The organism is Acidovorax sp. GW821-FHT10E03 (assembly GCF_059415205.1).
Map to the genome: position 1 here is coordinate 216,022 of NZ_JBWKMU010000014.1, position 19,702 is coordinate 235,723.

Annotated in this window: 27 protein-coding genes; 18 read left to right on the forward strand and 9 right to left on the reverse strand. The window is 67.2% G+C overall.

Annotation, left to right across the window (positions count from 1 at the left end):
* The first annotated feature begins 99 nt into the window (after positions 1-99).
* Both AC07OD_RS23680 and AC07OD_RS23685 read left to right on the forward strand, forming a co-directional pair.
* Positions 100-1,173 carry an ABC transporter ATP-binding protein gene (locus AC07OD_RS23680; RefSeq protein WP_218295026.1) on the forward strand — a complete coding sequence of 358 codons (1,074 nt, stop codon included), beginning with the start codon at positions 100-102 and terminating at the stop codon, positions 1,171-1,173.
* A gap of 7 nt (positions 1,174-1,180) precedes the next feature.
* Positions 1,181-1,873: an HAD family hydrolase gene (locus AC07OD_RS23685; protein WP_494598193.1), complete on the forward strand. Its 693-nt coding sequence runs from the start codon at positions 1,181-1,183 to the stop codon at positions 1,871-1,873.
* Between the two features lie 25 nt (positions 1,874-1,898).
* Here the strand turns inward: AC07OD_RS23685 and AC07OD_RS23690 are convergent, their stop codons facing one another.
* Positions 1,899-2,441, reverse strand: coding sequence for a DUF1697 domain-containing protein (locus AC07OD_RS23690; protein ID WP_492245956.1), 543 nt, complete (start codon positions 2,439-2,441; stop codon positions 1,899-1,901).
* Between the two features lie 228 nt (positions 2,442-2,669).
* Between AC07OD_RS23690 and AC07OD_RS23695 the strand changes: the two genes are divergently transcribed.
* A complete protein-coding gene (locus AC07OD_RS23695) occupies positions 2,670-3,641 on the forward strand; it encodes an AEC family transporter (protein WP_369642456.1) in 972 nt (323 codons plus the stop codon).
* A 33-nt stretch (positions 3,642-3,674) separates the two neighbouring features.
* Here the strand turns inward: AC07OD_RS23695 and AC07OD_RS23700 are convergent, their stop codons facing one another.
* Positions 3,675-4,070, reverse strand: coding sequence for a VOC family protein (locus tag AC07OD_RS23700; RefSeq protein WP_492253211.1), 396 nt, complete (start codon positions 4,068-4,070; stop codon positions 3,675-3,677).
* A 41-nt stretch (positions 4,071-4,111) separates the two neighbouring features.
* A complete protein-coding gene (pdxH, locus tag AC07OD_RS23705) occupies positions 4,112-4,750 on the reverse strand; it encodes a pyridoxamine 5'-phosphate oxidase (RefSeq protein WP_492245959.1) in 639 nt (212 codons plus the stop codon).
* Between the two features lie 93 nt (positions 4,751-4,843).
* Between pdxH and AC07OD_RS23710 the strand changes: the two genes are divergently transcribed.
* The 5 genes from AC07OD_RS23710 (at position 4,844) to AC07OD_RS23730 (ending at position 9,170) form a co-directional block, all read left to right on the forward strand.
* Entirely contained in the window at positions 4,844-5,416 is a 573-nt protein-coding gene (locus tag AC07OD_RS23710) for a TetR/AcrR family transcriptional regulator (RefSeq protein ID WP_369642458.1), read from the forward strand.
* A 182-nt stretch (positions 5,417-5,598) separates the two neighbouring features.
* Entirely contained in the window at positions 5,599-6,060 is a 462-nt protein-coding gene (locus AC07OD_RS23715) for a (2Fe-2S)-binding protein (protein WP_218338584.1), read from the forward strand.
* A gap of 15 nt (positions 6,061-6,075) precedes the next feature.
* Complete coding sequence (locus AC07OD_RS23720; protein ID WP_494598194.1) at positions 6,076-8,370, forward strand: xanthine dehydrogenase family protein molybdopterin-binding subunit; 2,295 nt, start codon at positions 6,076-6,078, stop codon at positions 8,368-8,370.
* Positions 8,371-8,408: 38 nt separating this feature from the next.
* Positions 8,409-8,537, forward strand: a complete 129-nt coding sequence (locus tag AC07OD_RS23725; protein WP_492245961.1) for a hypothetical protein — start codon at positions 8,409-8,411, stop codon at positions 8,535-8,537.
* A 36-nt stretch (positions 8,538-8,573) separates the two neighbouring features.
* On the forward strand, positions 8,574-9,170 hold the full coding sequence (locus AC07OD_RS23730; RefSeq protein WP_255594655.1) for a nucleotidyltransferase family protein: 597 nt from the start codon (positions 8,574-8,576) through the stop codon (positions 9,168-9,170).
* A gap of 100 nt (positions 9,171-9,270) precedes the next feature.
* Here AC07OD_RS23730 and AC07OD_RS23735 read toward each other — a convergent pair whose 3' ends face one another.
* A complete protein-coding gene (locus AC07OD_RS23735) occupies positions 9,271-9,801 on the reverse strand; it encodes a superoxide dismutase family protein (RefSeq protein WP_218295017.1) in 531 nt (176 codons plus the stop codon).
* Positions 9,802-9,896: 95 nt separating this feature from the next.
* Positions 9,897-10,484 carry a gamma-glutamylcyclotransferase gene (locus AC07OD_RS23740; RefSeq protein ID WP_218295016.1) on the reverse strand — a complete coding sequence of 196 codons (588 nt, stop codon included), beginning with the start codon at positions 10,482-10,484 and terminating at the stop codon, positions 9,897-9,899.
* A gap of 105 nt (positions 10,485-10,589) precedes the next feature.
* Here AC07OD_RS23740 and AC07OD_RS23745 point away from each other — a divergent pair, with 105 nt between their 5' ends.
* The gene (locus tag AC07OD_RS23745; protein ID WP_218338581.1) at positions 10,590-11,108 is read left to right on the forward strand and encodes an OmpA family protein; all 519 of its coding nucleotides are present in this window, start codon (positions 10,590-10,592) and stop codon (positions 11,106-11,108) included.
* 130 nt (positions 11,109-11,238) lie between these two features.
* Here the strand turns inward: AC07OD_RS23745 and gloA are convergent, their stop codons facing one another.
* Both gloA and AC07OD_RS23755 read right to left on the reverse strand, forming a co-directional pair.
* Complete coding sequence (gene gloA, locus AC07OD_RS23750) at positions 11,239-11,652, reverse strand: lactoylglutathione lyase (protein WP_010458830.1); 414 nt, start codon at positions 11,650-11,652, stop codon at positions 11,239-11,241.
* Complete coding sequence (locus AC07OD_RS23755) at positions 11,649-12,200, reverse strand: PaaI family thioesterase (protein WP_218295014.1); 552 nt, start codon at positions 12,198-12,200, stop codon at positions 11,649-11,651. The genes gloA and AC07OD_RS23755 overlap by 4 nt, the downstream gene beginning before the upstream one ends.
* 79 nt (positions 12,201-12,279) lie before the next feature.
* Here AC07OD_RS23755 and AC07OD_RS23760 point away from each other — a divergent pair, with 79 nt between their 5' ends.
* From AC07OD_RS23760 to AC07OD_RS23775, 4 genes are read left to right on the forward strand one after another with little or no spacing between them, the layout of a single operon-like run.
* Complete coding sequence (locus AC07OD_RS23760; protein ID WP_218295013.1) at positions 12,280-12,771, forward strand: MarR family winged helix-turn-helix transcriptional regulator; 492 nt, start codon at positions 12,280-12,282, stop codon at positions 12,769-12,771.
* Complete coding sequence (locus AC07OD_RS23765; RefSeq protein WP_494598195.1) at positions 12,761-14,068, forward strand: MFS transporter; 1,308 nt, start codon at positions 12,761-12,763, stop codon at positions 14,066-14,068. The genes AC07OD_RS23760 and AC07OD_RS23765 overlap by 11 nt, the downstream gene beginning before the upstream one ends.
* A 47-nt stretch (positions 14,069-14,115) precedes the next feature.
* On the forward strand, positions 14,116-14,622 hold the full coding sequence (locus AC07OD_RS23770; protein ID WP_218295012.1) for a MaoC family dehydratase: 507 nt from the start codon (positions 14,116-14,118) through the stop codon (positions 14,620-14,622).
* Positions 14,606-16,030, forward strand: coding sequence for an MATE family efflux transporter (locus AC07OD_RS23775; protein WP_494598196.1), 1,425 nt, complete (start codon positions 14,606-14,608; stop codon positions 16,028-16,030). Before AC07OD_RS23770 ends, AC07OD_RS23775 begins: the two co-directional genes overlap by 17 nt.
* Positions 16,031-16,105: 75 nt before the next feature.
* On the opposite strand, the gene AC07OD_RS23780 is transcribed toward AC07OD_RS23775, so the two are convergent.
* Positions 16,106-16,909: an SDR family NAD(P)-dependent oxidoreductase gene (locus tag AC07OD_RS23780; protein ID WP_369642463.1), complete on the reverse strand. Its 804-nt coding sequence runs from the start codon at positions 16,907-16,909 to the stop codon at positions 16,106-16,108.
* A 65-nt stretch (positions 16,910-16,974) separates the two neighbouring features.
* Positions 16,975-17,346 (reverse strand): hypothetical protein, encoded by a 372-nt coding sequence (locus tag AC07OD_RS23785; RefSeq protein WP_494598197.1) that lies wholly within the window; start codon positions 17,344-17,346, stop codon positions 16,975-16,977.
* 67 nt (positions 17,347-17,413) lie between these two features.
* On the opposite strand from AC07OD_RS23785, the gene AC07OD_RS23790 reads away from it, so the two are divergent.
* The 5 genes from AC07OD_RS23790 (at position 17,414) to AC07OD_RS23810 (ending at position 19,626) form a co-directional block, all read left to right on the forward strand.
* On the forward strand, positions 17,414-17,728 hold the full coding sequence (locus tag AC07OD_RS23790; protein WP_494598198.1) for a single-stranded DNA-binding protein: 315 nt from the start codon (positions 17,414-17,416) through the stop codon (positions 17,726-17,728).
* Positions 17,729-17,730: 2 nt separating this feature from the next.
* Complete coding sequence (locus AC07OD_RS23795; protein WP_494598199.1) at positions 17,731-17,925, forward strand: hypothetical protein; 195 nt, start codon at positions 17,731-17,733, stop codon at positions 17,923-17,925.
* Positions 17,925-18,161 (forward strand): hypothetical protein, encoded by a 237-nt coding sequence (locus tag AC07OD_RS23800; protein WP_494598200.1) that lies wholly within the window; start codon positions 17,925-17,927, stop codon positions 18,159-18,161. The genes AC07OD_RS23795 and AC07OD_RS23800 overlap by 1 nt, the downstream gene beginning before the upstream one ends.
* A 194-nt stretch (positions 18,162-18,355) precedes the next feature.
* The gene (locus AC07OD_RS23805; protein WP_494598201.1) at positions 18,356-18,667 is read left to right on the forward strand and encodes a hypothetical protein; all 312 of its coding nucleotides are present in this window, start codon (positions 18,356-18,358) and stop codon (positions 18,665-18,667) included.
* Positions 18,667-19,626, forward strand: coding sequence for a rolling circle replication-associated protein (locus tag AC07OD_RS23810; RefSeq protein WP_494598202.1), 960 nt, complete (start codon positions 18,667-18,669; stop codon positions 19,624-19,626). Before AC07OD_RS23805 ends, AC07OD_RS23810 begins: the two co-directional genes overlap by 1 nt.
* Positions 19,627-19,702: the final 76 nt, after the last annotated feature.

Below are 19,702 nucleotides of genomic sequence, written 5' to 3' on the forward strand. Positions count from 1 at the left end.
CCCACCAGTCCCGGACCTGGCATCGCATCCCGGCAAAGTGCTCGCGCGGCTCCAGCAGGACTTTGAACAGGCTTTCGGACACCTTCACGCATGCCCACCATGACGAACCCCGATTCCCACGGCATTGAATTCCAGGGCGTGAGCAAGCGCTATGGCCCCGGCAGCCATGACCCGCTGGCCGTGGACCACATCAGCTTCACCGTGCCGCGCGGCACGCTCACCACCATCCTGGGCCCTTCGGGCTGCGGCAAGACGACCACGCTGCGCATGATCGCCGGGCTCGAGTCCCCGACCTCGGGGCGCATCCTCATCGAAGGCCAGGATGTGACCGCCCTCGGCCCCGCGCAGCGCAATGTGAGCCTGGTGTTCCAGAGCTATGCGCTGTTTCCGCACATGAACGTCATCGACAACGTGTGCTATGGCCTCGCCATGTCGGACATGAAGAAGGGGCCGGCCCGCGAGAAGGCGCGCGCCATGCTCGACACCGTGGGCCTGCACGGCCTGGACCTGCGCAGGCCCCACGAGCTCTCGGGCGGGCAGCAGCAGCGCGTGGCGCTGGCCCGGGCGCTGGCGCTGGAGCCGGCGGTGCTGCTGTTCGACGAGCCGCTGTCCAACCTGGACGCACGCCTGCGCCGCTCCATGCGCGAGGAAATCCGCACGCTGCAGCAGCGCCTGCGGCTGACGGTGGCCTACGTCACCCACGACCAGAGCGAGGCCCTGGCGGTCAGCGACCAGATCGTGGTGATGAACAAGGGCGCCATCGCCCAGCGCGGCGCGCCCAGCGAGCTGTACGAGCAGCCCGCGTCCGAGTTCGTGGCGGGCTTCATGGGCGAGGCCATGCTGTTCGAGGGCCGCAACCACGCCGGCGGCCCGGCGGGCGCCAGCCATGCCGAGTTCGGCCCGCTGCGCGTGCCGTCTCCCGCCTCGCTGGCCTCCGGCCCGGTGAAGATCGCGGTGCGGCCCGAGGCCTGGGTCATCGGGCCCGCCACCGCCACCGGCGTGGCCGCGCGGCTGACCAAGCGCACCTACCTGGGTAGCATCATGGAATACACCTTCGCCAGCGCGCTGGGCGAGATTTTCGTGGTCTCGCCCCTGGTGAAGTCGCCCTTGGACGTGGGCGCCCCCGTGAGCCTGACGCTGGCGGACCACGGGGTGTCCGTGGTGGCGGGGTGAGCGCACGATGGAGCACTGCGCCGTAGCGATTTTCGATCTGGACAACTGCCTGCTCGACGCACGGGCCGTGGGGCCGCTGTTCGAGCCCGCGTTCGAGGCCATCCGGCAGGCCAACCAGGGGGCGCTGGCCCCCGCCATGCTGGAGCAGGCCCTGTACCAATGCTGGTTCACGGCGTTTGACCTGGTGGCCGAGCGCTACCGCTTCACCCCGGCCATGCGCGCGGCGGGCTGGCGGCAGTTCAGCCAATTGCAGGTGCGCGCCCCGCTGCACGGCTACCCCGACATCGGCCTGCTGCCGCGCATTCCCCTGCGGCGCTACCTGGTCACCAGCGGCTTTCGGCGCCTGCAGGACAGCAAGATCGACGCCCTGGGCATCCGGCCCTGGTTTGAACAGGTGTTCATCGATGCGGTAGACGACCGCCCCGCGAGCGATGGCGCACCGCACGGCAAGCAGCCGATTTTCGAGCAGATCCTGGCGCGCGAAGGCTGCGCACCCCGGCACGCGCTGGTGATCGGCGACAACCCCTTGTCCGAACTCGCGGCCGGGCGCGCGCTGGGGGCCACCACCGTGCAGACCGTGCGGCCCGGCGTGCGGCCCTGGGAGCTGGCCGACCACCAGGTGCAGGGGCTGGAGGGCGTGCTGCAGCTGCTGTCGCCGCGCGGCCCGCCGCACACGGGCGAAGGGCCGGCAAGGGCCTGAGCGCGGGCGCGGGCTCCTGGCCTTGTCAGCCGTGCTTGCGCACCAGCCGGGCCACCGTGCCCCAGGTGCGCGTGGTGGCCGGCAGGCCGAGCTGCTGCTCGGCAAAGACGTTCGGGTTTCCCATGGTCTTGCCGACAAGGTGGTTGTACGACAGGGCCTCGGAGCCGGTGTAGAGCAGCACGCGCACGTCCTCGCGGGCATTGCAGGTGGGCAGCGGGGGCAGCAGCTTCGCGCCGTCGTGCAGGAAGGTCACGTAGAAGTCGTAGATGGGCGGCGCCTTGGCCATGCCCTCGAACGGATCGCGCGCCAGCAGCGTGTGCAGATAGGCCATGCTGCGCAGAAACACGGGTTCATCGAATCCATGGCCGCCGCGCAGCGACCGCTGCACCGTGCGGACAATGCCCTGCGCGGGTCGCACGCCGCGCGCGCTGAAGGCGACCGTGCCATTGGTCTGGAACGAGGCGGCCTCATCGGCGCCAGCTTGCAAGAACGCGCTTTCCAGCGCCATGCGCGACGGTGCATGGCCATGGCCGAGGTTCAGGTTGCGGAAGAAGGCGGCGAACTTCATGGACGCAGGGGGCAGGGCGGTGTTCCAGAATACAGGAGGGCGCCAGGCCCGGCGGGCGGGTCCGCGCAGACGGACGCTGCCTTGCTCGCGCATTGAATCAGGCCAAAATGCCATCCGGCGCTGTATCCACTTGCGCCACCAGCTATCGAAAATATAGCATCCCGGAGCCAGGGCCCCGCCGGCCAGGCGCACAATACGCGCCCACCTGTCCGTCGTTGGTTTCTGATCTTGAACTCCGCCGTCTTCACCTCGCTGATCCCCGTCATCCTGTTCATCGCCCTCGGCTTCTACGTGGGGCAGCGCGGCTGGATACGGGCTGCCGCGGTGAAGGACCTGGCCAACCTGGTGTTCATGGTGCTCACGCCCGCGCTGCTGTTCCGCACCATGAGCACGGTGCGCATCCAGGACCTCGACTTCGGCCCCGTGGGCATCTACTTCGTGGCGTTTGGCATCGTGTATGCGGCCACGCTGGCGCTGCAGGGCTTCAACACCCTGGCGGCGGCGCGGGCCCTGGCCAACACCTTCAGCAACACGCTCATGATCGGCGTGCCGCTGGTGGGCCTGGTGTTTGGCGACGCGGGCCTGGTCACGCTGTTCACGCTGATCTCGGTGCACTCGCTGATCCTGCTGACCGCCGCCACCGTGGTGTTCGAACTCGCGGCGGCGCGCGAGCATGCGGCCGCGGACGGCGGCGGTGGCGGGGCGCACCAGCCCCTGTGGCGCACGGTGCTGCAGGCCATGCGCAACGGCATCGTGCACCCCGTGCCGCTGCCCATCATCGCGGGCCTGCTGTTCGCGCAGACCGGGCTGGTGGTGCCGCAGGTGGTGGACAAGCCCCTGCTGCTGCTGGGCCAGGCCCTGGGGCCCATCGCGCTGCTGCTGGTGGGCGTGACGCTCGCCTTCACCAGGGTGGGACGCCATTTCAGGGCCGCGATGCGCATCGCCCTGGTCAAGTGCGTGGCGCACCCCCTCGTGCTGGCCGCGCTGGGCTGGGCGCTGGGCCTGTCGGGCCTGCCGCTGGCCGTGATGATCGTGGCGGCCTCGCTGCCCGTGGGCGCCAACGTGTTTCTGTTCGCGCAGCGCTATGGCGTGGCCGAGGACGAGGTGACGGCGAGCGTGGCGGTGTCCACCGCGCTGGGCCTGGTGACGATGCCGGTGGTGATTCTGGCGGTGACGCGCTGGGTGGTGGCAGCGCCGTAGACGCGGCCTGCGAAGGCGATCGGGCGCGGTGGCTCAGGCGTCCCCGGGGACGTGGCAGGCCACGCAGAGCTTGTTGCCGTCGGGATCCCGGAAATACGCGCCGTAGTAGTGGGCGTGGTACTGCGGGCGCAGGCCCGGCGGGCCGTCGCAATGGCCGCCGTGGGCCAAGGCCGCGGCGTGCACGGCATCCACCTGCGCGCGGCTGCGGGCGGCAAAAGCCGTCATCTGGCCATTGCCCGGCGCGTGCGCGCCTTCAAAGGGGATGCCGATGAGAAAGAGGGGGCGGGGGTCGGGGCTGCTCTGCCAGCCGGCCCAGGGGCGGGATGGGTCTACAAAGCGCTGCGCGACGCCCAGGGCAGCCATCAGCGGCTGGTAGAAGGCCAGGGCGCGGTCGAAATCCGTCACGCCCACGAAGATGTGCGAAAACATGCTGCTCCTTGTCGGTGCTGGTGCCGCCGGGCAGGAAACGTTCAGGGCGCCAGGCGCTCCCGCACCCACTCCCCCGCATCCATCCGATACCGCAGCCGGTCATGCAGGCGGCTCTTGCGCCCCTGCCAGAACTCCCACTGGTCCGGCTTCAGGCGGTACCCGCCCCAGTGCGGCGGGCGGGGTGGTTTCAGCAAGAACTGCGCGCCGTACCTGGCGGCATTGGCCACCAGCACGCCCCGGCCGGAGATCACCTGGCTTTGCGGGCTGGCCCAGGCGCCGATGCGCGAGTCGAGCGGACGGCTGTTGAAATACGCGTCGCTTTCTTCGTCGCTGACTTTCTCCACAATGCCTTCGATGCGCACCACGCGTTCCAGCTCCACCCAGTGGAACTGCACGGCCGCATAGGGATTGCCCGCGATCTGGCGGCCCTTGCGGCTGTCATAGTTGGTGAACCAGACGATGCCGCGCTCGTCGTAGCCCTTGATGAGCACGATGCGGGTGCTGGGGCGCAGGTCGCTGCCCACGGTGGCCAGGGTCATGGCGTTGGGCTCGGGCACTTCGGCGCTGATGGCTTCCTGGAGCCACTGGTCAAACTGCTGCAGGGGGGCGGCGTGCGAGGCGTCTTCGTTGAGTTCGGCGCGCTCGTAGCTCTTGCGAAGGTCGGCGATGGAGGTGGTCATGGGCACGATTGTGCACGCCGGTTTTGTGGCGTCGCGGGGCCTTCCGTGGCCCCGGTTGTTGCCGAATGGATATTCGCTTATATTGGCACACCGATGAAACCCAAAGACGACGAAAAACAGCGCGCCATTGCCCAGGCCACCTTCGAGCTGGTGGCCCAGACAGGCCTGAGCGGCCTGACCCTGGCCGACATCGCCCGCGCGGCGGGCATTGCCACCAGCACGCTGTATGTGTATTACCCGTCCAAGGATGAACTCATCAGCCAGCTCTACCAGGATGCCAAGACGGTCACGGCCGCGCGCATCATGGAAGGCATCGCGCCCGGCATGCCCTACCGAGCCCGCGTGCGGCGTGCTTGGGGCAACCTGCTGCGGCACCGGCTGGACCAGTATGCCGAAGTGGTGTTCCAGGAGCAGTACTACAACTCGCCCTGGTTCACCGATGGGAACCGCGAATTCTCGACCCGCCTGATGGCCGGTTTTTTTGCGTTGATGGAAGAGGGCCAGCAGCAAGAAATATTGAAGGCCGTGCCGATCCCGCTGCTCACGGCCAGCCTGGTGGGGTCGGTGCGCGAGACGGGCAACCTGATCCGCACCAAGGTGCTGCCCGACGAAGACGCCGTGCACCAGATGGCTTTTGGCCTGTGCTGGGACGCCTTGAAGGCCTGAGCGGGAGACAGCGATGCTTTTTTGCCGCCCGGGGTTGATCTTTTAATCGAATTTATATTCTCTTAAAAATGCCACGCACCACGCTCCAACCCCTTCATGGCCGATGGCGTCGCTGACGCCGCCCCCTGTCTCCTTGACCGCGCCCGCAACACAACAACACCTTCCCCACGGAGAACCCCGCGATGCCCACCCTCAACATCAATGGCAAAAACACGGCTGTGGATGCCGATGAATCCACCCCCATCCTCTGGGCCCTGCGCGACACGCTGGGTATGACCGGCACCAAGTTCGGCTGCGGCCAGGCCTTGTGCGGGGCCTGCACGGTGCACCTGAACGGCGCGCCGGTGCGCTCGTGCATCACGCCGATCTCGGCCGCTGCGGGGCAGAAGATCACCACCATCGAGGCCGTCACGGCCAGCGACAAGGTGGGCAAGGCCGTGCACGCCGCCTGGGTGAAACACGACGTGGCGCAATGCGGCTACTGCCAGAGCGGCCAGATCATGAGCGCCACCGCCTTGCTCAAGGGCAAGAAGAAGCCGAGCGACGCCGACATCGACGCCGCCATGTCGGGCAATGTGTGCCGCTGCGGCACCTATGTGCGCATTCGCGCGGCCATCCATGACGCTGCCAAGACCCTGGCTTGATTGAAGGAGAACACCATGCACTTCGACGCACAGGCCCTGCAGGGCCAGGCCCATGTTTTCATGCCAAAACACCTTCTGGCGCTTATGGATAAAGCGCAAGCAGCTACCAATTCAGGAGTAAACGATGCAATGGAAGGCATCGGAGGTCTCGCACGGCGCACCTTCCTCAAGGTGTCGGCGGCTTCGGGCTTTGCCCTGGGCGCGTTTCCGCTGGTGGCCACAGCGCAGGGCGCCGGGGCCGCCGCCGCACCCGCAGGCCTCAAGCCGTTCGAGCAGCCTTCAGCCTTTGTCCGCATCGACGCCGATGGCACGGTCACCGTCACCATCAACCGCCTGGACTTTGGCCAGGGCGTGCAGACCGGCCTGCCCATGATCCTGGCCGAGGAGCTGGACGCCGACTGGAGCAAGGTGCGCAGCGTGCACGGCGATGCCAACCAGGCCTATGCCGACCCGATGATGGGCATGCACCTCACGGGCGGCTCCAACTCCATCAAGAACTCGTACACCCAGTACCGCGAGCTGGGCGCCCGCACCCGCGCCATGCTGGTCTCGGCCGCCGCGGCGCAGTGGGGCGTGGATGCCTCGGCACTGCGCACCAGCAATGGCTTCGTCGTCGGCCCTGGCGGCAAGAAGCTGGGCTACGGCGCTCTGGCCGAAGCGGCCATGAAGCAGCCCGTGCCCGAAAAGGTCACCCTGAAGGACCCCAAGCAGTTCCGCCTCATCGGCAAGCCCACGGGCCGGCTCGATGCCAAGGCCAAATCGAGCGGCCAGCAGGACTACGGCATTGACGTGCGCTTGCCTGGCATGCTGACGGCCGTGGTGGCCCGCCCGCCCGTGTTCGGCGCCAAGCTGAAGTCGCTGGACGACAGCGCCGCCAAGGCCATCAAGGGCGTGAAGGCCGTGCTGCGCGTGCCCACCGACCGGGGCGGCGAGGGCGTGGCCATCGTGGCCGATGGTTACTGGCCCGCCAAGCAAGGGCGCGATGCGCTGAAGGTGGAATGGGACACCAGCGCGGTGGGCAAGCCCGACACCACGGCACTGCTGGCGCAGTACCGCGAGCTGGCCGCCAAGCCCGGCAACGTGGCCATGCAGGCCGACATGGCGCCGCTGGCGGGTGCGGCCCACAAGATCAGCGCCGAGTTCGTCTTCCCGTATCTGGCGCACGCGCCCATGGAACCGCTCAACTGCACGGTGAAGCTCGATGGCGATAAGGCCGAGCTGTGGATGGGCACGCAGATGCCCGGCCTGGACGCCATGGCCGCCGCCAAAACGCTGGGCCTGCAGCCGCAGAACATCAAGGTGAACACGCAGATGGCCGGTGGCGGCTTTGGCCGCCGCGCCATCCCCACCAGCGACTACGTGGTGGAGGCCTGCGGCGTGGCCAAGGCGGCGCGCACGGCGGGCATCACCGCGCCGGTGCGCACCCTGTGGAGCCGCGAGGACGACATCAAGGGCGGCTACTACCGTCCCATGCACGTGCACCGCGCCGAGATCGGGTTCGACGCACAGGGCAAGATCCTGGCGTGGGACCACACCATCGTGGGCCAGTCCATCACCAAGGGCTCACCGTTCGAGGCCTTCATGGTCAAGAACGGCATCGACGCCACGACCACCGAGGGCATGGGCGAGCCGTACAACGTGCCCATGAAGCTGTCGGTGCACCACCCCGACGTGAACGTGCCCGTGCTGTGGTGGCGCAGCGTGGGCTCCACCCACACGGCCTACGCCATGGAAACCCTCATCGACGAAGTGGCGCGCACCACGAAGCAAGACCCCGTGGCCTACCGCATGGCCCTGATGGGCGACAAGCACCCGCGCCACAAGGCCGCGCTGCAGCTGGCCGTGGCCCAGTCGGGCTACGGCAGGAAGAAGCTGGCGGCCGGCCGCGCCTGGGGCGTGGCGGTGCATGAATCGTTCGAGTCGGTGGTCGCCTATGTGGTCGAGGCCTCCGTCAAGGACGGCACGCCCAAGCTGCACACGATCACGGCCGGCGTGCACTGCAACCTGGCGGTCAACCCCAAGAGCGTGGAAGCCCAGGTGCAGGGCGCGGCGCTGATGGGCCTGTCGATGTGCCTGCCCGGCGGCGCCATCACGCTCAAGGACGGTGTGGTGGAGCAGAGCAATTTTGGCGACTTTGCCGTGCCGCGCATCACCGACATGCCGCAGGTGACGGTGCACATCGTGCCCAGTGCCGACCCACCCAAGGGCATGGGCGAGCCCGGCCTGCCACCGCTGGCGCCGGCGTTCGCCAACGCCATCGCGCAACTCACGGGCAAGACCCCGCGCGAGCTGCCGTTCAAGCTCGCCTGACGGCGTTGGCGCCCGGGGAGGGCAGGGAAGGAGGGGGCATGCCATCACCGGCACGCGCCCTGCTGGTGCACGAGATGGCGGCGCCAGTGCTGTTCCAGCTGTCGGGCGCCGCCAGCTTCATCCGCAGCCACCACCTGGTGGTGGACGGCGGCTACACGCTGGCCTGAGGCGCGCGGCGGCCGCGTTGCCGTAGCATGCTGGCGATGTCCACCCCGCACCTCGCCGATACACCCCCCATGAAACCGGACGGGCCGCCGGTGCCCGTCGTGCTGGTGCTGGCCTCCGGCCGGGGCGCGCGTTTCGCGGCCTCCGGCGGCCAGGTGCACAAGCTGCGCGCGCTGCTGGCCGGGCTGCCGGTGCTGGAGCACACCCTGAACGCCGTGCGTGCCAGCGGGCTCGCCTGGCACCTCGAGGACGCGGGCCATCCAGGCATGGGCGATTCGATCGCGGCGGCCGTGCGCGCCACGGCGGGGGCGGGCGGCTGGCTGGTGCTGCCCGGCGACCTGCCGCTGGTCCAGCCCGCGACGCTGCGCACCATGGCGGCGGCCCTGGGGCGCTGCGCGGTGGCCATTCCGCTGTTCCACGGAGAGCGCGGCCATCCGGTGGCTTTTGCCGCGCCGTGCCTGCCGGATCTGCTGGCGCTCTCCGGCGAACAGGGCGCTGCCGGCGTGGTGCGCCAGCAGGCGCTGCGGGGCGGGGTCCGGACCGTGGACGTGCAGGACGAAGGCACGGTGACGGACATCGACACGGTGCAGGACCTCGCGCGGGCCGAGCGCATCCTGGCCGCGCGCCGGGCCTGACACCCGCAAAGGAAACGACCCGCTGGCCGAGGTCGCGGCGAGCGGGTCGTGTGCCGGACGCGCCCTGCCGGCGCGCCGTCTTTTCCTTTTTCAGCGGTCTCTACTTCGCTGCGATGACCGCGCAGGCCAGGCGCGGGCCGGCGTTGCCCGTGGGCTGGGTCTTGTAGTCGTCGGGGTCGCGGTGCACGATCAGGCCCTTGCCCACGATGTCGTTGGCCGTGCTGCCCACGCGGATCGTGCGCGACTCGAAGCTGAAGGTGGCCACGCCGTTGGCATCCGCCTTCAGGCTGGGCAGGTCACCCGTGTGGTGCTCGCCCGCGCCGTGGTGGCCGTGCGGCTTGCCGCCCGGGTTGAAGTGGCCGCCGGCGCTCATGCCGTCGCCGCTGGAGCAGTCGCCCTTTTCATGGATATGGAAACCGTGTTCGGCGCCCGGCTTGAGCCCGCGGACCTCGCCCGACACCTTCACCACGTCGCCGGACTGGGCAAACGCCACCGTGCCCGAGGTGGTGCTGCCGCGCGTGGGCTCCAGCTTGGCCGTGGCAGACGGGCCCGACGAATAGGCGGCGCAGCCCGCCAGGGCCAGCACGGCGATGGACGAGAGCCCGAAGGCCCAACGATTCCTTTGCTTCATCAAATACTCCTTGAACGTTAAGAGACGGTGCATCATGCGGACGCCCTGCGCGCTGGTGCAAGACAGGGAGCAGGTTCGCCCGCCAAAAGTGTGCACTATTTGTGGGTCAGCGCAAGCAGCCTGGCGAGCGCGCGGTCGTGGATGCCGTGTTTGCGCAGTTCCTCGTACGTGGCCTGGGCATAGTCGCGCGTGGTGCCAAAACGGCCGCAGGCCTGCGCGAAGATGCGGCGGTACTCGTCGTCGGGCAGCTCCCCCGTGTGGTTGGGGCTTTTTCGTGACAAAGTGAAAGCGAGCGCGGACACGGTCCCCTGGGGCGTGCGGCAGGGCAGCCAGCGCGGGTCGTACACGGCCGTGACCATCTCGCGCTGCCACAGGTTGATGAGCACCTGCCGGGCATGCGCCTTGTCCACGCGGAAGACCATGCCCCGGCAGCTGCCGCCCGACAGCATGCCGAACACCAGGCCCGGGCATTCCGGCGTGCCGCGGTTGATGCGGCTCCACATCCGGAGCGCCCGGTGCCAGCCGTGCACCTTGGCGGCGCGGCGCTCGGCGTAGTCGAAATCCGGACGCCAGATGAGCGAGCCGTAGCCAAAGATCCACAGGTCGTCGTGGCCACCCCATTCCTTGAGCGCGCGCTCCAGCATGGGGGCCGGGTCGCGAAGGGGCGCGGGAAGATTCGTCATGCGATCACTCTACAATCGAAAGCTTTGCTTCAGCGCCCTGGGGACTTGCGCCGCGAGGTTCCAGGGCCGCCACACCTTCTTTTTTCATCACTTCGGGGATCTCCAATGTCTAGTTCTGACGACGATAGCCAACAACGTTTCGCCCTGGGTTTCCTGTTCGCCCTGATCGCACTGGTGATCTCCGTGGTGGTGGGCACCGTGGTGGTCAAGCGTGTCGGCGCTTCCGGCGCCGTCAAGCCCGCGCCCGCCACGGCCGTTGCAGCCAGCGCGCCCGCCGTGGTCGCCGCCGCTGACGTGGCCAGCGTCCGGGTGGAAAACGGCGTGGTGAAGTTCTACTTTGCCAGCGCCAAGGCCGACCTTGCCGCAGGCGCCAACGAAGCCCTGGCCGACGTGGTCAAGGGCGTGGCCGAAGGCAAGAAGGCCGTGATCTCGGGCTTTCACGATGCCACGGGCGACGCCGCCCTGAATGCCGAGCTGGCCAAGCAACGCGCCTTTGCAGTGCGCGATGCGCTCAAGGGCCTGGGCGTGGCGGAAGACAAGATCGAGCTGAAGAAGCCCGAAGAAACCACCGCCACCGGCAGCAACGCCGAAGCGCGCCGCGTGGAAGTGGCCCTGGGCGCCTAGTCCCTGTGCAGTGACCTCCAGCAGGTCGCCCCATGAAAAAACCCGGCAATGCCGGGTTTTTTTATGGGTTCGAATTTGCCTCTAGCGCTTATCCATCATGCGCCAGCAGCTATATATTTGATAGTTATTATTAGCGCAAGCCTGCGCCACCAGTCCCCTCGGCGCGCTGGATCAATTCAATCTTGTAGCCATCGGGATCCGTCACAAACGCGATGACCGTGGTGCCGCCCTTGACGGGACCCGCTTCGCGCGTGACGTTGCCGCCCGAGGCCTTGATCTTCTCGCACGCGGCGTACGCATCGGGCACGCCCAGCGCGATGTGGCCATAGGCGGTGCCCATCTCGTAGCTCTCGGTGCCCCAGTTGTAGGTCAGCTCGATCTCGGCCTGGCCGGGGTTGCCGCCGTCAAAGCCCAGGAAGGCCAGCGAGTACTTGTACTCGGGGTTCTCGGACTGGCGCAGCAGTTGCATGCCGAGCACCTGGGTATAGAAATCAATCGAGCGTTGAAGGTTGCCAACGCGCAGCATCGTGTGGAGGAATTTCATCCCTTCGATTGTGCAGGCATGTCAAAAACCAGGCAGGTGGTGGTGGCGTGGGCATACAGCGTGCCGTCGGGCCCCACCAGGCGGGCCTCGGCCGTGGCCAGCTGGCGCCCGCAGTGGATCACGCGGCCTTCGGCGCGCACGCGCTGCACCTTGGGCGTGAGCGCCTTGACGAGGTTCACGCCCAGCTCGGCCGTGGTGTAGCCGCGCCCCGGCTGCATGCGCGTGTGCACGGCGCAGCCCAGGGCCGAGTCGAGCAGGGTGGCGAACCAGCCCCCGTGTACGGTGCCCATGGGGTTCAGGTGGGCCGCGCCAGGGGTTCCCTGGAAGATGGCCAGGCCTTCGCCCACCTCCATCAGCTGGAAGTCCAGCGTGCGGGCGATGGGAGGGTAGGGCAGTTCACCGCGCAGCATGGCCTGCATCATCTGCAGGCCGTTCAGGCCGGCGACCTGGTCGGGGCGCGAGACCCCCGCGCCCACGCCGGCCTCCAGGCGGGCTGCGATTTCACGCTCTTGCGCGAGCCATTGCTCGAGTTGGTTGTTCTGGGTCATGCGATACCTCGGAAGGGAATGGGGTTGATGGGCCAGCCGGCTAGTTGCATATGCAATTATTGCAGATACAATTGATCGCATGCAAGCTGAAATCACCCCCGCAAACGCGCCTGCCGCCGTGCCGCCCCAGGGCTGCACCAATTTCAAGCTGCGCCAGCTGATGCGGCGCGTGGCGCACCACTATGACACCGAGATGGCCCGGTGTGGGCTCAAGACCACGCAGTACTCGCTGCTGTCGCACGTGCTCAAGCTCGGGCCCATCCGTCCGGGCGACCTCGCGGTGGAAATGAAGATGGACGCCTCCACGCTCACCCGCAACCTGCGGCCCCTGGTGGATGCCGGCTGGGTCACGCTGGAGGCGGGGGCCGATGCGCGCAGCCGGCTGGTGCACATCACCGACGCGGGGCGCGACAAGCGTGCGCAGGCCCAGCGCTGCTGGAAAGTGGCGCAGCTGTCCCTCAACGACACCCTGGGCGCGGAGCGCGTGAACGCCCTGCATGCGCTGGTGGACGACTCCCTGGCTTTGCTGGCCAGCATGCAGGAAAAGCAGGAGCACGGCGATGACGAATGACACCCAACCTGCCCGCAACCTGGGCGGCGGCAACGTGTTCGCGGCTCCCGCCGCTCCTGCCACCCCGGGCTCACCGGGCTCACCGATCGCGCTGTGGCTCGTGCTGCTGGCCGCTGCGGGCGCGTTCGCCCTCACCATGGGCACGCGCCAGACCATGGGCCTGTTCCTGTCGGCGCTCAACACGTCCACCGCGCTGGGCATTGGCAGCATCAGCCTGGCCTTTGCGTTCGGCCAGCTCTGGTGGGGCCTGACCCAGCCGTTTGCGGGGGCGGTGGCCGACCGCATCGGCACGGGCCGCGTGATCCTGCTGGGCGTGGCGCTGGTGGCGCTGGGCACCTTCATCACGCCCTACATGACCACCACGGCCGGGCTGATTTTTGCGATTGGCGTGTTGGCCGCCGGCGGCGCGGGCATGGCCGGGCCGTCGGTGCTGATGGCGGCCACCGCGCGGCTGGTACCCGCCCACAAGCGCGGGCTGGCCAGCGGCATCGTCAACGCGGGCGGGTCGTTCGGGCAGTTCGTGATGGCGCCCATTGCCATTGGCCTGACCGCCGCGGTGGGCTGGGCCAGTGCCATGCAGTGGCTGGGTGTGCTGGTGCTGCTGGCGCTGCCTGCGGTGTGGGTGCTCCGGGGCAATTCGAACGCCTTGGCCGCGCAGGCCGCCGCCGCATCCGGCCAGAAGGCACTGACGGCGCGCGAGGCCATCGCGCAGGCGCTGGCCACGCCGAGCTACCGGTATCTGGCGGCGGGCTTTCTGGTGTGCGGCTTTCACGTGGCGTTCCTGGCCACGCACCTGCCGGGCGTCATCGCCGCATGTGGCCTGCCGCCTGAGATCGGCGGATGGTCGCTGGCCATGATCGGCTTGTTCAACATTGTCGGCAGCCTGGCCATGGGCTGGGCCGTGGGGCGCTGGCGCATGAAGTCGTTGCTGTCGCTGCTGTATGCCACGCGCGGCCTGGCGGTGCTGATCTTCTTGCTGGCGCCCAAGACGCCCGCCGTGGTGCTGGTCTTTGCCGCCGTGATGGGTGTGACGTTTCTCTCCACCGTGCCCCCCACGGTGGGGCTGGTGGCCAAGATGTTCGGCACGGCCAACATGGCCATGCTGTTTGGCATCGTGATGCTGGCGCACCAGATTGGCGGATTCTTCGGTGCCTATCTGGGCGGTACCGTCTTCCAGGCCACCGGCAGCTATGACTGGGTCTGGTACATCGACATCGTGCTGGCCGTGGGCGCGGCCCTGGTCAACCTGCCGATCCGCGAAGCCCGCCTGGTGCGCCCCGCGCCCGCCGCAGCCTGACCACGACAACATCCACCCGCCATCCCCTCATCTCCCCATTTGTTGCCATGACCGCTCACCCTGTTTCCACCGCATCCGCCCCCACCGGAATGCAGCCCGTGTACCTGGACGACCTGACCGTGGGCGACCAGTTCAGAAGCGGCGAACACGCCATGGACGAAGCGCAGATCAAGGCCTTTGCCGCCCAGTTCGACCCGCAACCCTTTCACATGGACGATGCCGCCGCCCGCGCCACGCTGTTCGGCGGTCTGGCCGCAAGCGGCTGGCATACGGCGTCCGTGACCATGCGCCTGCAGGTCACCACCGGCCTGCCGATCGCGGGCGGCATCATCGGCGCCGGCGCCGAGGTGAGCTGGCCCCGGCCCACGCGCGCCACCGACGTGCTGCACGTGGTGAGCGAGGTGCTGGAGATCCAGCCCTCCAAATCCAGGCCCGACCGTGGCATGGTCACCGTGCGCAGCGAAACCCGCAACCAGCACGGCGATGTGCTGCAGCTGTCCACCGTGCGCATCGTGGTGCCGCGCAGGCCTGCGGCCGATGGGGCAGGGGCCTGATGTGACCGAACCCCTGAACCCACGCACCCGCATGCTGCTGGAGGCGCCGATCGCGCCCACGCTGCTGCGGCTGGCGGCGCCCAATGTGCTGGTCATGCTGGCGCAGGCGGGCGTCGGGCTGATCGAGACCTACTTTGTCGGCAAGCTGGGCACCGATGCGCTGGCGGGCATGGCCCTGGTGTTCCCGGTGGTCATGCTGATGCAGATGACCTCGGCCGGCGCCATGGGCGGCGGCATCGCGTCGGCCATCGCCCGCGCCCTGGGAGCCCGGCGGCGGGACGATGCCGATGCGCTGGTGCTGCATGCGCTGGCCATTGCGGCGGTGTTTTCGCTGGTCTTTACCGTGGGCGTGGTGGGAGGAGGGCGCTGGCTCTACACCCGCATGGGCGGCACGGGCGGCGCGCTGGATGCCGCGCTGGTCTATTCCAACTGGGTGTTCGCGGGCGCGTTTCTGGTGTGGCTGTTCAACACCTTGTCGGCCGTGATCCGGGGTACCGGCAACATGGCCGTGCCAGCGTATGTGACGGTGCTGGGCGCCTTCGTGCTGGTGCCGCTGTCGCCGCTGTTCATCTTTGGCTGGGGCCCCATGCCCGGCCTGGGCATCGCTGGCGGGGCCATCGCGCTGATGGCGTACTACCTGATTGGCAGCGCGGTGCTGGCAGCCTACTTGTGGTCGCCGCGCAGCCTGCTGCGGCCATCGTTGGCGCACATCCGGTTCCGCTGGACTCTGTTCAAGGACATCCTGCGGGTCGGGCTGGTGGGCACGGTCTCCACCGTTGCCACCAACCTGGCGATCGGCGTCACCACGGCGCTGGTGGGCAGCTTTGGCACGGCGGCCATCGCGGGCTACGGCACCGCGTCGCGCCTGGAATACCTGCTGGTGCCCTTGGTCTTCGGCCTGGGTGCACCGCTGGTGGCCATGGTGGGCACCAGCATTGGCGCGGGCCAGCGTGAGCGGGCCTTGCGCGCCACCTGGATCGGCGCCGGCATGGCATTTGTGATGGCCGAGGCGATTGGCTTGTGGGCGGCTGCGTTTCCCAACGCGTGGCTGTCCTTGTTCAACAGCGATCAGGCCATGCTGGAGGCCGGCGCGCTGTATCTGCGCACCGTCGGCCCGGTGTACGGCTTTTTCGGCCTGGGCCTGGTGCTGTACTTTGCCTCGCAAGGGGCAGGGCGCCTGCTCTGGCCCGTCATCGGCAACATCACGCGCCTGGCGGTGGCGGTGACGGGCGGCTGGCTGGCGCTGCGCTGGGGCGGCGGCTTGGCGGCGGTGTTTGCCGCACAGGGCGTGGCGCTGGTGCTGTATGGCGTGGTCAACGCCTGGGCGATTGCAGGCGGCGCCTGGTTCGGCCCGGTCGGCTGGCCGCGCAGCATGGCGGGCCTGCTGCGGCGCATGCCGCAGGCTTGAAAATTGAATAAAAATAGCCGACAGCGCTTGTACATCAAGCGCTGGCAGCTATCAATTCAATAGTAATTCGGCGCGTCAGACCGGAACGGTGTAGTTCAGCGTCATGCGCCCGCCATCCACGGTCACGATCTCGCCGGTCACATAGCTGGCGGCATCGCTGGCCAGCCAGGCCACCACATCGGCAATCTCCGACGGCTCGCCCAGCCGCTTCATGGGGGTGCGGCTCATGATCTTCTGCTTGGCCTCGTCGCTGGTCAGCACGGCCTTGGCGGCCAGCTCGGTGGCGATGGTGCCGGGCGCCACGGCGTTCACGCGAATATTCTTGTCGGCCAGCGCCAGGGCCATCACGCGCGTGAGCTGGTTCACGCCGCCTTTGCTCACGTTGTAGCTGGCGATATTGGGGATGGTGAGCACGCCATTGACCGAGCTCATGTTGACGATGGCGCCGCCGCCCGAGACCACCATGGCGCGCGCGACGGCCTGTGCGACAAGAAACGAGCCTTTCAGGTTGACCCGCAGCACGGCATCGAAATCGGCCTCGGTCACGTCCAGAAAATCCGCCGCGCGAAAGATGCCCGCGTTGTTCACCAGCACGTCGATGCGCCCGTGGGCCGCCAGGGTCCGGGCCACGAGCGCATCCACCTGCGTCTTGTCGCCCACATCGCAGCGCACATACAGCGCCCCCAGTTCCTGCGCCAGCGCCTGGCCGCGCGCATCGTCCACATCCGCGACGACCGTTTTGGCGCCCTCGGCGGCAAACCGCCGCACGCAGGCCTCGCCAATGCCCTGGGCGCCGCCAGTGACGATGCAGACACGGCCCTGGTGGCCGAAGTGGATGGAAGAAGACGGAGTGGATGGGGTCGTGGTGGGGAGGGTCATGGAGAGGGATGGTAGCGGCTGATGGCGGCACGGATCTGGCGGGGTTTGGTGGTTCCCTTATGATTTTATACGATGTATAAGCTGTTGATTTCATTAGCTTTTTTCATCGGCGCTACCGTATTTGAAATCGAGTCTGCGCTGTAGGAAAACACCAACAGACCCGCCACGCCAGCGGCTATGGCCTTTCCCAGAATCTCACGCAGCACGCTTTCACGGCGTGTCCCTTTTGCACTTTCAATCACCGCTGCGATTGCAGCCTCTCTTGCATCGTCGCCAGCGATATCTGCAAGTTCAGCCGCTGTAGCTGGCGAAATCGCTCGTTTTCCTGCTCTCATAAGTGAGAGGTTGGGGCGTTCGATACCCATCCTTTCGGCAAGCGCAGTGTCGCTTCCGCATACTTTAGATGCTTTGTCAATAAGTGCTCTTACGGATTCCATGTATCACCTCTGATACTTGAGACTCCCGCTCTGTATCAACTTCGATACAGCTACGGAGTTATCAAACATGATCCAAGTATCGGTGACATCGACCGAAGTCCGCAACCAAAGCGGCAACGCCAAAGCATCCGGCAAACCCTACTCCCTGAACTTCCAAACCGTCTGGTTCCACACCTTCGACCGGACCGGCAAGAAAAACCCGTACCCCGAGAAAACCGAAATCATCCTGGAAAAGGACGAGCAGGGCGCGGCACTCTTCTACCCCATCGGGGAATACACCCTCGCGCCTGAATCGGTCTACATCGACCGTAGCGGCAGCGTCGCGGTGTCGCCCCGCCTCGTGCCCATCAAGCCAGCACCCCGCGCAGCCGCTGCGGCCTGACCATGCAGCAGGCCATGCACGCAGCGCGCCTTGTGGCCGCGCAGTCTGCATTGCTTGCCCTGCTTGTTGAGCAGCAGGGCGAGCATTTGGAAAAGGTGGACGGCGTGTCCGTCACCTTGGCCTATGACGGCGAAGGCACCGGCCTGGACGTCATCTACACCTCCAACGGTCGGCCAGTGGCAGGGGAGGGGGCCTGATGGCGATCACCGCTATTGAGGGCCAATCCGGCGCCGGAATGATGTACGGCCTTGGCCTCATCACCCCGCGCCCCCAGCGCATGAGCGATCAGGCCAAGCGCCTGATTTGCCTCAAAAACTGGGTGTCGGCCCTGGAAGCCGAACCACGGGCCAGCGCATGGTTTGAAACCGAACTCATGCGCAGCCATGAACGCCTGCGCGAACAGGCCGCGCATGTCATCGGCTGGGGCTGCTGATGGTCGCCGCTCTCTTCGTTCGGAAGGTCAACCACTACGCAGCATTGGGTTGTGACTGCTACGACGCTGACCGCGATGCACTTAGCTGGCCCGGTGGCGTACCTGGTGTCTATCACCCTCCATGCCGCGCATGGGGCCAGCTCTCCCACATGGCTAAGCCACGACCTGGCGAAAAGGAATTGAGCCTCTGGGCTATGGACAAGGTCCGCCAGTTCGGTGGCGTGCTTGAGCATCCTTATTCATCGCGCCTTTGGGCAACAGCTGGCTGTCTCGGCTTCGGCATGCGAGATCAACACGGCGGCGTCCTTGTTCCGGTCCTGCAAAGTTGGTGGGGTCATCGCGCTCCTAAAAAAACTTGCTTGTACATCGTCGGCCCAGTGCCCGAAGTTCCGTATCTCGCTGACGCGGTGACCACTACCACCGTCGAGCGCATGGGCCGTCCAGAACGTGAACGCACACCCGAGGCGTTCGCAACCTGGCTCGTTGAGCTGGCGAAGGCGTGCTGATGGTCGCCGCAGTCTCCAACCTCCTGAGCACCCACAGCACGCCCGGCATGCGCCGCGCTGCTGTCCTGGCCCATGCACGTAGCTGCGCGCGTTTCGATCAGCAGCGCGCCCATCAGGAGGCGCGCAGCGCCTCCGGGCTTGTCTCAGTATCAACAACTTGCAGAAGTGGTTCTGTAGTTGTTGATTGGTCTGAAAACTGCATTTCGATCGACCCCAAGGCATCCCGCGTAACCCGCCTTCGCAAAGGTTTGGGAATCGCTGCGAAGCAGCTTCACAACCAGGGCAGCAAGCGTCAGCAAATCTGGATGCAGACCCTGACCTATGCGGGTGACAACCGCAACTGGCGCCCCGAGCACATCAGCCGCTATCTCGATGGCCTGCGCAAGTGGCACTACGCCCGCACCGGCTCCAAGACCGTCCGCTATGCGTGGGTCGCGGAACTGCAGCAGCGGGGCGTCATTCACTACCACGTGATCGTCTGGCTTGAAGGTGGCCTGACCCCGCCTAAGGGTGACATGCCTTGGAAGTCTGTGGACCGCAAGGGCATCACCCAGTGGAATCCGCCCATGTGGCCCCACGGCATGAGCCGTCGCGATAAGGCCACTTCGCCCGTGGCGTACCTCATGAAGTACGCCAGCAAGATCGAATCAAAGAACGTTGGCGCCTTCCCGCACGGTGCCCGCATCCATGGGGCAGGGGGCCTGGACCCTACGGGCCGCTGCATCCGCCGCTGGGTGCTCTGGCCCGCCTATGTGCAGGGCAATGCATCCGTCGCCGATCACTTCAAACCCGCGCCGGGTGGTGGCTACATCAACGCCGAAACCGGCGAACTTCTGCAGGCCGAATTCGCGCCCACAGGTGGCGGCTTCACCAGCTTTATCCGCGTGCGCACCACACCGCGCCGCATCGACCCCTCGGGGCCTTTCTCCTGGCTCCCAACTTCTGAAAAGGTGCACTGATGCCTGAAATCGACCTCCCTCACGTGGCCCGGCAACTCGCCATCCTGGGCATCTGCAGTGGCTTCGTAGGCGCTGC